14 protein-coding genes are annotated in these 14,433 nt (G+C 33.9%); 5 read left to right on the forward strand and 9 right to left on the reverse strand.

Annotated features, from left to right (window positions below):
* The first annotated feature begins 34 nt into the window (after nt 1–34).
* Entirely contained in the window at nt 35–859 is an 825-nt protein-coding gene (locus tag ACQKIH_RS20200; RefSeq protein ID WP_427768450.1) for a TetR/AcrR family transcriptional regulator, read from the forward strand.
* Between the two features lie 49 nt (nt 860–908).
* Here ACQKIH_RS20200 and ACQKIH_RS20205 read toward each other — a convergent pair whose 3' ends face one another.
* A complete protein-coding gene (locus tag ACQKIH_RS20205; RefSeq protein ID WP_427768452.1) occupies nt 909–1,640 on the reverse strand; it encodes an alpha/beta fold hydrolase in 732 nt (243 codons plus the stop codon).
* A gap of 398 nt (nt 1,641–2,038) precedes the next feature.
* Between ACQKIH_RS20205 and ACQKIH_RS20210 the strand changes: the two genes are divergently transcribed.
* The 4 genes from ACQKIH_RS20210 to ACQKIH_RS20225 all read left to right on the forward strand — a co-directional run bounded on the left by ACQKIH_RS20210 (nt 2,039) and on the right by ACQKIH_RS20225 (nt 4,476).
* Nucleotides 2,039–2,236 (forward strand): cysteine-rich CWC family protein, encoded by a 198-nt coding sequence (locus tag ACQKIH_RS20210; protein WP_057983364.1) that lies wholly within the window; start codon nt 2,039–2,041, stop codon nt 2,234–2,236.
* Between the two features lie 106 nt (nt 2,237–2,342).
* Entirely contained in the window at nt 2,343–3,035 is a 693-nt protein-coding gene (locus tag ACQKIH_RS20215; RefSeq protein ID WP_427768454.1) for an ABC transporter ATP-binding protein, read from the forward strand.
* A complete protein-coding gene (locus ACQKIH_RS20220) occupies nt 3,035–4,138 on the forward strand; it encodes an ABC transporter permease (RefSeq protein WP_427768455.1) in 1,104 nt (367 codons plus the stop codon). Before ACQKIH_RS20215 ends, ACQKIH_RS20220 begins: the two co-directional genes overlap by 1 nt.
* A 32-nt stretch (nt 4,139–4,170) precedes the next feature.
* Entirely contained in the window at nt 4,171–4,476 is a 306-nt protein-coding gene (locus ACQKIH_RS20225; protein ID WP_427768457.1) for a DUF3784 domain-containing protein, read from the forward strand.
* Nucleotides 4,477–4,799: 323 nt separating this feature from the next.
* Here ACQKIH_RS20225 and ACQKIH_RS20230 read toward each other — a convergent pair whose 3' ends face one another.
* From ACQKIH_RS20230 to ACQKIH_RS20265, 8 genes are all read right to left on the reverse strand, one after another.
* Nucleotides 4,800–5,438: a hypothetical protein gene (locus ACQKIH_RS20230; RefSeq protein WP_427768459.1), complete on the reverse strand. Its 639-nt coding sequence runs from the start codon at nt 5,436–5,438 to the stop codon at nt 4,800–4,802.
* An 84-nt stretch (nt 5,439–5,522) separates the two neighbouring features.
* A complete protein-coding gene (locus ACQKIH_RS20235) occupies nt 5,523–7,013 on the reverse strand; it encodes a serine hydrolase domain-containing protein (RefSeq protein WP_427768460.1) in 1,491 nt (496 codons plus the stop codon).
* 694 nt (nt 7,014–7,707) lie between these two features.
* Nucleotides 7,708–8,628, reverse strand: coding sequence for a glutaminase A (gene glsA, locus ACQKIH_RS20240; RefSeq protein ID WP_057983418.1), 921 nt, complete (start codon nt 8,626–8,628; stop codon nt 7,708–7,710).
* A 357-nt stretch (nt 8,629–8,985) separates the two neighbouring features.
* The gene (locus ACQKIH_RS20245; RefSeq protein WP_427768463.1) at nt 8,986–9,723 is read right to left on the reverse strand and encodes a class I SAM-dependent methyltransferase; all 738 of its coding nucleotides are present in this window, start codon (nt 9,721–9,723) and stop codon (nt 8,986–8,988) included.
* Between the two features lie 211 nt (nt 9,724–9,934).
* The gene (locus ACQKIH_RS20250) at nt 9,935–10,405 is read right to left on the reverse strand and encodes an outer membrane protein assembly factor BamD (RefSeq protein WP_427768466.1); all 471 of its coding nucleotides are present in this window, start codon (nt 10,403–10,405) and stop codon (nt 9,935–9,937) included.
* Nucleotides 10,406–10,549: 144 nt separating this feature from the next.
* The gene (locus ACQKIH_RS20255; RefSeq protein WP_427768469.1) at nt 10,550–11,020 is read right to left on the reverse strand and encodes a DMP19 family protein; all 471 of its coding nucleotides are present in this window, start codon (nt 11,018–11,020) and stop codon (nt 10,550–10,552) included.
* Nucleotides 11,021–11,277: 257 nt separating this feature from the next.
* Nucleotides 11,278–12,462, reverse strand: coding sequence for an erythromycin esterase family protein (locus tag ACQKIH_RS20260; protein ID WP_427768471.1), 1,185 nt, complete (start codon nt 12,460–12,462; stop codon nt 11,278–11,280).
* A 101-nt stretch (nt 12,463–12,563) separates the two neighbouring features.
* A complete protein-coding gene (locus ACQKIH_RS20265) occupies nt 12,564–13,295 on the reverse strand; it encodes a hypothetical protein (RefSeq protein WP_427768473.1) in 732 nt (243 codons plus the stop codon).
* Nucleotides 13,296–14,433: the final 1,138 nt, after the last annotated feature.

Genomic DNA, 14,433 nt, shown 5'->3' on the forward strand with positions numbered 1-14,433 from the left:
GTCAACTGTCAATTCAAAGGGGTATATAAATATTATGACAAAAAAACAAATTATTATTGATGCTGCGATTGAATTATTTGCGGCCAAAGGAATTGAAGCAACATCTGTTCAGCAAATTACAGAGCATTGTGGTATTTCAAAAGGCGCATTTTATTTATCCTTTAAATCAAAAGACGAACTAATCATTGCCATCATTGAATACTTTATGAGCAATATTATTATGGATGTTGACCATGCAGTCAGTGAAACGGCAAATCAAACGGATAAATTATACGTTTATTTTGTAAAAACCTTTACAATTCTATCCCAATACACAGGATTTGCTGAGATTCTCATGCGTGAACGATCCACGACAATCAGTGAAAAATTGATTGAAAAGGTTCATTTTTTTGTCGAAATGGCGAATGGTAATTTAACAAAGTTACTATTTGATGTTTTTGGAAATCAAATTGAAGAAAAGCAATATGATTTGGTTGTGGTCGTAAATGGTATGGTCCATTCCTATGCGCAAATGCTATTTGAAAGCAAACAGCATATCGATATTCAAAAACTTGCCGAAACATTAGTGGAGAAAACGACCATTTTAGCGATGAATAGTGAACTCGTGTTTTTGAAAAAGCCAATTTCCCTACCGCATGCAAGTGAGTCCATTCCTCCTGTTGTAGAAATTATCCAAGGGCTTCAGCAAGCATGTACTTATTCCTCTAATAAGCTTGAAAAAGAATCCGCTCAGTTATTAATTGAGGAGCTTCAAAGTGACACGGCGCGTGCAGCCATTGTTCTAGGCTTAGTGTCTAATCTTGAGAAGAATGATAAGTTTGAATGGTATTGTTACTTATTAAGAAAGCAGTTTCAATGATTGGAGCAATAAATGAGGGGGGAATTCGGATATCCGCTTCCCCTTCGTTTTACAAAAACTCACGGATGGCTTGAATGACAGCTTTCGAGTCTTCAAGCATACCTAGGTGACCCGTATTCGTCGTTACTTTTTGAACGTGACGATTATACGTTTCAATCGGCTTTACCGCTTGATCCTGCTCACCCTCGATAATGAGTAATGGAATCTCAATATTAGCAACGAGTTCACGCTGGTCCGTGCGCGTCATCATCGCTCCTAGCGCGGCAATTAACCCGTCAGATGTTGCTTCATACGCTATTTCCTTCGCGAACAATATATCATCTGTTTTCGCATCAGGTGCTAAAAAATTTTCAATAATGCCATCTACAAATGAACCAACACCAGATTCATGGATTTCATACTGTTGCTTCGTTCTTTTTTCAATGGCTTCTTGTGTATCAGCTGCATCAGAAGAATAAAGTAAAATGGCTTTATCAATCGGAAAGAGCTTCTTTTCTAATACTGCTAAAGTAATATAACCACCCATAGAGTGACCTAACCAATATGCACTTTCCACATTTTCTTTTAGAAGTACTTCGACAATCTCCTCTGCATAGCGCTGAATCGTGTAATCCTTGTCCTCCCCTAGCTCACTTTGTCCATGTCCAGGTAAATCAACAGCGATCACATCAAATTTTTGTGTTAACGGCTCGATGATTTTATCGAAAATGGCAATGCCACCAAGAAAACCATGGATTAATACAAGCACCTTTCCAGAACCTTTGCGTGTGTAATGTAACAAAAAATCACTCCCCTGTTTGAGTTTATATTGTAACGATAGCCTAGAAATTTCAATCGTAAACCTACTGACTTATTTTTGTCATTACAAACAAAAAACATCGCCTATGAAAAGCGATGTACTTTTGGTGATTTATTTATTTCGACAGAATTTACACACTTGAACGGTTATAGTGGGTTCTAATTTATGGGGATACAATAACTTCACTCTTTTCCGAGTACATAAAGGACAATCGCCTCGCCCATTCGATGGCAGTCGATTTAATACTTTTCCACGTTTACTTTTCGCCACAACCATTCACTCCTACTAAAAGATTGTTTGTTCATTGTAGTAGATGTTGAGATTTTGAAAAGGTTGACGATATAATGAAGTCAAATTAAAAAAAGAAAAGGTGATTGCTTATGATAGTAGAAGTTCGACAAGCCAAACTTTGCCCACTCTGTCAGAAAGATAACCATTGCGGGATGACTGACAACCCTTCAACAGAAACATGTTGGTGTTTTCATGTCGGCTTCCCAAAAGCGATTTTCGACCAGTTACCGTCTGATCGTGAAAAGGCTTGTATTTGTGAAAATTGTTTGGTGGAATTTAAGGATTAGTTAGAGCTCACTTTGAATCAATTTATCTTTTAGCATGATCAATCAATTGAAATATTTGAAACTTTCTCCTAATTTAACTCGTATTTACATTAGGAGGATGATTTTTTTGATACATATTGCGATTCAATCTGGTGGTTATGAAAGAAATCAAAACATTTTACACGATATTCATTTTGATCTTATACCAGGACAATTAGTTGGATTAATTGGTTCGAATGGTGCCGGGAAAAGCACGACCATTCAGGCAATGATGGGTACGTTACCTTATATGGAAGGATCCGTACAATTGCCCGCATATGGTTATGTGCCGGAAAGGCCGATTTTGTATGAATATTTTACGTTACAGGAACATATTGATTTTTTGATTCGCTCGGTTGGACAAGATGATTCGGTGCTACAACAACGTGCAAATAAGCTATGCGAAACATTTCAGCTAACGACGAAATTATCAGAATACCCAACGAAATTTTCAAAAGGGATGCAGCAGAAGGTCATGCTTATTTTAGCCTTTACTCCCCGTTATTCTTTCTACATAGTGGATGAACCATTTATGGGGCTAGACCCGCAGTCAATGCGTCGTTTAATTCAGTTATTAAATGAACTGAAGCAACAAGGGGCGAGTATATTAATGTCTACCCATGCACTGGATACGGCGGAAAAAATTTGCGATCGTTTTGTACTCATACATGAAGGAACGATTTTGAAAAAAGGTACTTTAGCTGAAATAAAAGATGGTGTAAATGTTGAAGACAATTCACTACTTGCTGCTTTCGATGCATTGCTCGAGGTGAAAAAATAATGAAACTCTTTAGAAAAAGGTTGAGTAGACAATGGCAATTTAACCTCACCATATTTAAAAGCATCGCGGATTGGACGGTATGGGTTTACCTTTGTATTCCAGCAGCACTGTTTTCCTATTTTCTCTATCGCGAAACAATTATGCAAAAACAATTTGGTTTGTTGGAATGGGTCCCATTTGAAGTGTTCCTATTTGTTCTTTTTTATTTTTTGCAAATGGGGATTATTCGAAGTTTTCTAGAGCCTGCTGACCAATTGTTTCTCATTCAGCAAAAGGCACATTGGCGAAAGCTATTAGTTAGCGGACTTATTTATTCATTATCCTTACAGATTTTATTTAATGTACTCGTTCTAGGGCTGCTATTTTTGGTCTTTATTCATTTATATCATCTTACAGTGCTCGAAATCATGTTAATCTTTTGTTTGAGTGTAACCACCTATTTATGGAAACAATTCATCGTTCGAACGGACTTTAGAGAATGGTTTCAAACTATTTTACAACTCCTGCTTCCTTTGCTTATGACCGCGCTTTTTTTAGTTGTACCAACGTTTTTAGGTATGTTTATTAGTTGCGCTATCATTGCCCTACTTCTCGCGCTGTATATTCAACGCTATGTGTTACGGCATCATTCGTTTGATAAGCTGTTACGTGTGGATCGTGCGCAATATTACCTTTTAGTTGGGACTGTTTTTTCGTTAAGTAAGGAATTGCAAAGTATGAAAGCACCGAAAGAAACGGGCCAAAAACCACGTTACTTTACGAAGCGAATCATTCAAGATGAAGTTGTCGAACTGATTGTCAAAACATTCATTCGAAATAAAACATACAAATGGGCTTATTTACGACTCATTGGCATTACATTATTCCTTTACTTCGTGCTACCTTTTTGGGCACAAATCCTTTTAGTCATTGCGACTCACTTTATGCTCAAAGGGTATACAAATTCCGTCATCACTGAAATGAGAGAACATCCAATCCATGTCATATTTCAAATTTCTGATGAGCGATGGAATGCCGCGCAATTAATAGTGAAAAGTAAATTAATTCGGTCTATTATGGTGTTTGTCATTGTTTATTTTATTGCTATTAACTTAGTTTTTTAATGTGATGATATAAATTAAAGGAGGACACAAAAATGGGAATTGAGTTGGGGATCGGCATGGCTGTCGGTGCATTTTTCATTTGTATTGGCTTTATGGTTCGGACAAAAAAGGATTTTTCCTTACTTGCAGGTTTCAGGGTAATGTGGGAACCGATTAATAAAGAAAGACTGGGAAACAGAATTGGTATTCTCTTAATCCTTATAGGTGTTATAGCCATTTTAACATCTATTTTTACCATATGGTTTGGGGCTGCAGCCGGTGAAATTTCTGGAATATTGGTTATTATTGATGTAATTCTAATTATGATTGCAATCGGATTAGATCAAATGGGTTATTGAAGAGGATCTTTCGAGTAAGCCAAAGCCCCCATTCAATTGAATGAGGGCTTTGGCTTACAATTTTTCAAGACCTATTAGAAACTTATTTAATGATTAAGCTCTTAACCGTTACATTTAATCGCATCACATAACCCATTATTATAGATTTAACCGTAATGCTCCCCCCTATTTGTTGATCAGGCTACATAATAATATGAGCTGGAATTGTTGGTTTTGCTCCAGTTTGGGATATGTATTGTTTGTCGTCTTTTTACTTAATACTCCATCCGCTGGCAACTTTCCATAGTATTATATGTAAGTCAGTGTAAAAGTTACTGAAGTATTTATTTTTTATTAATTGTAATTTGATTGGTTTCTAGTCCCAATCGTTTTTTTAATTCTTCAGTAATAGTAAATGAAATAGTTGAACCTTTTTCTACATCTACAAATTTATGATGTATTCCCGTAACAACTGTACCATCCGTGACATATGTTTCAGAAGGATTTGAGTTCACTTTTAAATGGTCTATATAATCCCCACTTATTTTCCCTTGTATAAAAATTTCAGTTGGTAAAATAGGATAGTCTGATTGCCTTTGTATCAAGGATATTTCAATCGCGTTTTCTTGTATTTCAACTATCCCGTTTGCCGGAACAGTTATCCCGTTAATTTCTAATTCATAATCCCATAACTTTATTGCTAAATCTTTTAATTGGGCGTCACTATAACCTTTAATAAGGTCATTAATCAACTGTTGATAATACTCTACCTGTTCTTTTTTGTAGTTATAATCAGTTTGAATGTTATTCAAAGTAGCTTGCAATTCCTCGTTTTGTACGTCAAATTTGTTGATTTTAAGCGTTTTATTTTCTGAAATTTGGGTTGAAGCGTTTTTGTCACTGTTGGTAGTGTTATCCTCAAACTTATTAGAGCAAGCAACGAGAATAAACGTAAGACCTATGCATACTAAAATTCTTTTCATTTAATCTCCCCCCCAAACAACTTTTTACTATATTTACAAAGAAGTTATATTATAGAAAGCATAGTTCCCAAATTTGCTTTTTATTTAAATTTTTCTGGTAAAAATAAGTATTAACCCAAGCAAATAATAAATGATGCTTGCACATATTACACTGTAGAATAACATTGAGATTGAAGTCGGGCCCCACACTTCAATGAATTCCCAGTTTAATCCACCCAATAAAATTTTTGGTGTCATCAGTGTGAGTGTCACAATGGTTGCTACCAACAATGAATGAATCGTTATTACAAAAGTCCTCTTTACGTTTAACGCTACACGAATTCTTTGTTTTCTAACAAGCTTCCAAGTAATTCTTAGTAATATAAGAATGAAAATTGCACCGAGACAGCTGACGATAATGCATAGAATTGTCGCGATTTCATCTAGTATTTGAAAGCCATCAGAAAGATTATTGTTAACGCTATTTCCTTCCCACAAATCCATTATGTTTTGACTTATGGCTGTTGTAAAAGTCGAATTCATATTGGATAGAACTGCTACTCCTATTTGTTGATCAGGCTGCATAATAATATGAGCGGAAAATGTTGGGTTTGCTCCAGCATGAGATATGTATTGTTTGTCGTCTTTTTTCGTAATACTCCACCCGCCAGCATAGTAGGTATCCTTTTCAAAAGGTTCAACAGACTGATCCGGCATATGCGATTCTTGAATAATTTGTGCATCAATCGTACTACTTTGTTTGCTTCCCAGCTGAAGTTTCATCCATTTTGCTATATCATTCGTGTTACTGATCACATATCCAGCTGGTATATTTCCACGATAAATCGGCGGTATGTATATCTGTTCTTTCTTAAACCCAATTTTATAACCTGTTGCTAATTCAGTAGAATTCACTTGATGCAAGCCAACAAACGATTCGTTCATATCTGCTGGTGCTAATATGTGCTGTTTTATATACAAATCATACGGTTGTTTTGATACATTCTCAATTACAAGTCCTAATACATCGTAATTGATTGTTGCGTATTCAAATGAGCTGCCCTGTTTACGATTTAACGGCTGATTAAGCAATGTTCTTACAGTCATTTCAAGTGCGTGATCGTCATTACTTTCGGGAATATGTACTATCGTAGCAGAAGGTATCCCACTAGTATGATGAAGAAGCTGGTCTATTGTAACCGTCTGTGGTTCCCCATTATATTTTAGTTCCAGCCATGGGATATACTTTCGGACATCTTCAGAGCGTTTTAACCTACCTTCTTTTTCTAATTGCAAAATAGCTAGACCTGTAAATGCTTTTGTCGTGGAACCTATTTCAAATAATGTATTATTAGTTACGGGAATTTCCGCCTCTATATCAGCGTATCCGAAGCCCTTTTGGTAAACCGTTTGTCCCTTCTCTACTATAACTACTGACATTCCGGGGATTTTACTCTTTTTTCTTTGCTCTTCAACAAACTGTTCAATTTTTTGAATCTTTTCATTAGAGTCTGCTTGAACTATTTTTGGAATTAAAACATTAAGAGCGAGTATTGTAGTAATCATTAGCACATACATTTTTACTGGTAGTTTCATTCCTGACTCTCCCTCAGATTAATTTTTGTTGTATAAGTATATTTACTATTGTTTAACTGAACAACCTATAATTACCCTTAATTTATATATAAAGGAATTTTCATTATATCACGTCGTAGATTATCATAGTATCAAATGTAAGTAGACACTATATTTTATTTAAGGTGAAGCTTAGAAAAAACTACATCGATCCACTTGATCTAAGGTTTGGAGATTAATAAAGAAGATGAATAAAAGCTATTTAATTTATCTTTTGCAGGAATACGCGGCTATAAATATTCATGAAATATTACAGTATGTTAAAAATGAGATGAAGTCCTGTATGCATTCACAGTATATTTAATCTCTGATGATACGTGGGAAGTCTATTATAGTGATGGTATATTTATTGGGCAACTACGCTCGACAAAAGGAAATATTGAGGAAGTAACCTATTTTCTATTTACAATAAATACAAAAGTTGAAGAAGAATTAGAAAGCTATTTTACTTCAATATGTGAAGATTGGATAGATCGCTAAAGTAAATAATCTGTATTGGATTCTGCCCTCTTGCTACACATTAAAAATCGATAAAAAAATCTTCGCTATGTGTTTTGAACAAGATAAAATGGAAGTTAATTCATTGAAAAATATAGTCGTACCATTTAAATAACAACTAAAAAACCTGCTCATTTTTATCCAAGCAGGCTTCCTCTTATAAACAAAATAAATCATATTCCTTCGACAACTTTTCCAAAAAATCAATGCCAGCAACACTATTTCCAACATCATCAATTGCCGGTCCATAAACGCCAATTCCAATAGGCCCTTTTAAATGATCGATTTCCCCGTCTTTTACAACGGCAATAATGGCACCGGATACACCACTTTTTGCTGGCAGGCCTACGAATGCAGCGAATTTCCCTGAAAAATTGTACATGCCACATGTCATCATTAACGCTTTAGCGGTGTTGATAATTTTATTGCTACATTTAACTTCACAATTTTGGCCATTTGTCGCTAAATACAGCGCGATTTTTGCTAAATCGGAAGTATTCACTGAAATCGAACAAAGTTGTAAATATACTTGTAGAGCTTCCTCTACATCTGATTTTAAGAAGCCATTTGCCTGTAAAATGTATGCAATGGCACGATTATAATCAGCTGAATGATATTCTGACATATACACTTCATTATTGATCGATACTTGTTTATTTAAAATTTTCTCAAGAAAGGATGTTACAGATTTTACCTTATCAAACATTGTTTGTCCGGGTAATAACGATGCAATGGTAATGGCGCCTGCATTTATCATCGGATTGAAGGGCTTGTTCTTGTTACTTTCTAAGCGCACAATCGAGTTAAACGAATCTCCTGTTGGCTCGACGTCTACATAACGCATAATTTCCTCTATACCGTGATGATGCGTCGCCACCATGAAACTTAGCACTTTAACAACACTTTGAAGCGTAAACGTTTTTGAACAATCTCCCAGTTCAATATTATCATCGAGTGACATTAAGCTTACTGAAAATGCAGCAGAATCCGCTTCAGCTAATGCCGGAATATAAGACGCAACCTTACCCTGAGACGTCATTTTCTGTGCTTGCGTAAAAATTGTTTGGCATTTTTCCATTTGTAACTTGCTAATCAAAATGACTAGCGTTCACCTCACAATACTTGTTCAATTTGAATTGTTCTTTTCATTAACTTTACCCGTTTTTACGAATTTATATATACTTACTTATTTTAACTCTGAATGAGCATTTTCAAACACAAATATTACCACCGAAAAAAACTAATATAGTGAATCCTATGCCACTTGAAGCTTATTTTTGGTTTGTTGTTGATGTGTTTATCTTTTCAAAAGAAAGATCCGCTCTTTGGTGAATGATTGGATCAGATTTTTCATTTTAACCAAAAGAACGGCTTCTGTCTTTTTATCTTGTTTAATGAAGATTACTTGGAGTGCAATTGTTCATTTGAGTAAAAATTATATTTTTTTAGCTCTTATAATTAAAAATGAAGGTCGACGAAATTCTTTACTTAAACTTGGTAAATCACATAATGCTTCTTTAGTTGGTATTGGCTCAATAATTTTTTCAATCTGTAAATCATTTTCAATAAGCGTATTTAGAATAGTAGACATCGTACGGTGATACACTATAACATTATCAACTAACCAATTTTGAGTCCGCAAGCCTTCATTCTGATAATTGTCTATTGCAAAATGAAGCAGATCCCCTTCTTCACTTGTAATCCAATTTTCTTTTCCCTTATTAGCCGTTTCAATCGGGTGCTCAAGGGAAAATAATAAAATTCCTCCTTCGCATAATGCTGTACTAATTTTCTTTATTAGTAACTGAAAATCTGCTATATAGTGAAAAGCTAAAGAGCTACTAATAAAATCGATTGTACTATTCGGCACTTCCATATCTTCAAATGCAACCTGTTCAAAATTGAGTCCCACATGAATATGACGCTTTTTTGCATTAGCAATCATATTTGAAGAAATATCAATTCCTGTAACGCTTTTCGCACCTTGGCTAATACAATATGCTGCAAAATCTCCTATTCCACAGCCAATATCTAATACAATTTTATTTTTAAGTGTTGGAAGAAGTGTAAAAAAGTTTGGCTGCTCAAGCAAATTATTATAATTATTTTCTCGTGCTCGTATTTCTTGATATTTCGAAAAAAACTTATCGTTATCATATATATTTTGTTTCATTTTCCCCTGTCCCTTCTTTTCATCATAACGTTATGAAGTATTTGCGCAAACTCATTATCACACGTACATACAAAAATAAATAGACTTATAATTCAGTTTTTGTTACGATGTAGATAGAGGCATGTCTACTTTATTAAAACCATAGAAAAACATATTAAAAGGCAGATTGGGAATTCAAAGAGAAAAAAGTAACCTAAAGACACTAAAAGTTTTAATGTTTTTCTAATTCGACATTCATGTTGCCATTTCTATAGTCTATATAAGGATCTTTGCTACTGACTACTAACTTTCCATTATCTAAAAATACTACTTCTTTCAAGCTGAACGATTTGCCATTTATCTCTCCTTCCACCTCGACATGATGCCAAAACGAGTGACCGTCCTCATATTCAACCTCTAAAATTTCGAAATCAGTTAACTCATAATCTTGTTTCTCAACATACTCAATCTTCTCTAAGAAAAATCGTTCGGCTTCATCATTTGATAATTTAGTTCCATCAGATATAGTTTCTGCATCATCGTACAAAAGCAATTCATTAAAAGCCACTGCATAATCTTTCTTAATTAAAGCATTGTAATAAGCATTGATGGTCTTCTCTGCTTTATTTTCCTCTAAAGAATTGCAACCTGTCAAAACAAATATCGAAATCGCAAAGCTTACAATAAACAGAATTTTTTTCATCAGCCCCCCCCCCCTTATATTGAAAATGATTTGCGTAATTATTATTATCCGAATATTGTAAATTAATCCCCACCAATTGTCGTCCCTTGAAAAATTGAACATAACTGCGCTACGCAATCCCCTTACAAAATTGAATAAAAAGGATCAATCATCAACCACCTCAATTAAGTCCGTATGTATCGTAACAAAATATATTTCTAATAACTCTCTCAACGCATCATTAAGCTTGTAATACTCATCGGTCGCTTTTTTAATGACATGATAAAACTCATCTTCATGAATTTCATCATTTTCTAGGGCAATGTACAAGTTCCACATCTTTTTAAAATATTTTTTTTCAATCATTGCATAATCGTGAGCACCTATTTCCTCAAGCACTCCGATTAGTTTATTCACGTAATGATCCAATCCCATCTCCTGAATAGCTTGCCCAAACCACCTAAATAAGCTTTCGTGGCCCCCACTTTCAAGTTCACAATAGTATTGATAGACAATCGCTGCTTTATTTAAGGCGTTATCTTTTGATGATAAATTATGCGTAACTAAAACATCTGTAACAGCATTTGAGATATCCATATTGCACATTAAATCTTGTCTTTTCATTTTTGGTTTCATAGCATTTCCTCCAATTTTAATAAGCTAATTTCAAGTTAATTTTGATCTTTAAAAGATTTATAATATTCATAGACTAAGATACTAAGAACAACACTAAACATAAACTAATAATTTTCTTCAGTTCATTCACCCTCTAAACTTATCTAGTTAAAAGTAACCTGTACTGGTTGTAGCCCATTCATACGCATCACCATAAGTGGATAGTTTAAAAAAAATATATAACAATTAAAGGTGGTTAATTACTGATTATCAATAGCTTAATCATTTTTGATTTCTAAATTTCCCGACTCGTCATTTAAAGTGTTTTTTCTAGGCAAATATTTTGGTAACCGAACATTTTTCAAACAAATAATCGCGTCATAATGAGCCTTAGGTTTAATTCTTTTTGGTAAATTTCCTCTCATACCGGATTCAAATAACAGCCATTTTTTTGCACCGTATTTACTGTCATTCAACGGTAAAAACAGTGACTTTTCTGAAGATTGATTGCAAATATTTTCAAGATGATGTTTATAATGAAACTTAATTTCTAACTCATTACGGTATAAAGAAGCAACATGACCACTACTCGCATATAACCCAATTGTAAAACTCTGTTCTGGTCTGGATTTCTGTAAGGAATAGCCAACATTTTGAATACGTAAAAGCTTGTTGAACCATGTTTTGCTCTTACAAATATGAAAATTATGCGCCCAAATAATTAACTTCTCACCACGATAAAATTTTAGTAGCCATTCCACATTTTTATACATATATTTTGCTCTCGCTGCACCTGAAGATAGTAAACCTTTTAAATTCACGGTTAGCCAATCGATTCGATTTTGCAAAAACTTGTGAAATAAAAGTTGCTGCTGTAGTTCATTAATAAGATGTACTTTGTCCAATAACTCTTTATAACTGTTAATACATGTAAGTATTTTCGGTTTCAAATGTTTTAATTTTGTGGATAGGAACTGATCATCTAATTCAAAATATTGATTTTCAGCAATTTGCAACAGTTCATATGTAACCTCATCAAGCCCGTTTTTAATCGTTTTTATATAGTATGTTGACGCCTCACGATACATTGGCTGTGGGTCCATACCGGTTAAAATTAAATTTTGGGCCCACGATTCTTTCAACAGTGCGAGCATTTCTTCATTATGATAAATGTCCATAAAATGCTGTTGCAATACCAGTTTAGGCTCTTCCAGCGATAACCGCTCTCTACTTGTTATTGATTCTATAAGTCCATTTTCAAATACAACAACATTAAAACCATGATGTTCATGTAAATATTGAATCATCTTTATTTTCTCAGTATAGTAATCACCAACCCCATGGCTACTTTCGCCTAATAAAACAATACGTTTGTCACGCACATAAGAATTTAAACAAGTATAATCATCCACTTCAATCGCACTTTTCTGTATTTCCTGTAAATATTTTTGGCTCTTCCACATATATGTATATCCCCTATTCTGACGTAATAACTAGAATACGAAATATATGTTCAAAAGTTTCATAAAAATGGAAATCACAAAATTTCGGATACACTTTTTTACTATATTTCAATAGGTATAACTTCAATTTGATCCACAACGAATTCATTCTTGGCCTTATCGTATTTATAAGTGATATTGAATTCACATACATATGCAGCCGTTCCAGGTACTGCTGCTCCTAAGTTTAATTTTATTTTTTGATCTTCCAAATAATAAGTGTATACGCCGCCAAAACCAAGGCGATCCGGTTTTTGATTTGGTGCTGGGTCCCACCCATAATTAAAGTTATATTCATTTCCATTTGCTTTAACTGTAATTGCTAGCGTACCGTCCTCTTTTTTAGCAACATGCGTTTCAATGTGATTCGCAACAATCTCCTCATAGCTTTGGACTTTTATTTCGTTTAAATCATCGGTGTTTACGACATGAATCTCATAATGGCTTAACCCTGTTCCTCGCCCAGTCTGGATAATCATTACAGTCTCTTCTTTTCCATCGCCTGTAACATCCGTATAAAATACTTGCGGCTCAGTTCCAGTATCACCGGGATAATTCCAAGAAAACTCTTTTTGATTTCCGTTAATATCTAGCTTTACACCGTTTGCTTCTTCATATAATTTCACTTTTTTATCCTCAGAAATACCAATTAATTTTGCATCGATCGTATCCTTTAGTGTTTCTTGCTGTTCACTTGATACTTCATTCGAATCTTGGTTATGTATATTATCTGAACTGCATCCTGAAAGTATAGCTACACTTAATAATAAAATTGCTCCAAATTTTTTTTTCAATCTAAATCGTTCCCCTCTTAAATTATAAAAATGCTCTTAAGTTACATTGTTTCAAGCTATAATACTATTAATTATGGATTTTGGAATCCAATATCATCCAATTTAGTGTATCCTAAAAAAGAAATAATTTCTTTTAGACTTATTTCATTCAGGAACACCATCTGATTTATATCTTTAAGAAATATATATGATTTTATACAAAGTGAAGAATAATCCAAACAAGTGAAAAGACTGCTCCATCAACTCTTTGCACTCCTTGTATAAAATATTGTATAAATAATGTTCAGAAGAAAAGCCGTGAAACGTTGATGGTAACAACATTTCACGGCTTTTTTTGTTTTCCCAAACTTTGATTTGGGAACGTTATTTTGTATACAAATTAATAATAAAACATTAGATTTAATTTTCTGATTTAACATATCGGCTAATAATTAATATATAGAATGGATATAAAACTATAATGCCATATATCAAAATATTAAAGATTGGAAACATTGTTTCACCAGAACTTAGGGGATACAAATAGGTAAATATATAATAAAAAAGAATGAAATATGGACACCAGATAAGGGCTAACCAGTAAGCAATTTTTTTATTTAACATCCATCTTTTTGTAAGGTGAATAACTAATAACGTCGACAAGATAAGTCCTATTAAGATAATTACAGGAATAATAACCATAACAACATCCAAATTCCATTTAGTTACCCTGCTAATGCGATATACGTTGATTATAAGTTCAATTGCAATAAATAGTGATAAAGCATATATGATACTAATGAAATTTATTTTTATAATTTTCTTCACATAAACCCTCCTTTTATTCATTGATGAAAAAGACGGAATATATGGAATAACGTTGCATGCTATGCAAACGAAATATGCTATTAATTTTAATTTGCAACATTCCTAAAGCGTCATTTGGGTACTTACTGTTCATAAGCAGCCAAAACACCCCCTATTCAATTGAGGGCACTGAAAAACTTGCGTTTTTTATATCCCATTGGCGAACGTAAATTAAAAAAGACGCTATTTTGTTCGAATCGAACAAAATAGCGTCTTTTTCCTTCATATTTCTTACTCCGATTCCCTCATCAATGTCCTAATTCTTTTTAGATTAACTGCAAATATAGCCATC

Source organism: Solibacillus cecembensis, assembly GCF_050272495.1.
Taxonomy (GTDB): Bacteria; Bacillota; Bacilli; order Bacillales_A; family Planococcaceae; genus Solibacillus; species Solibacillus cecembensis.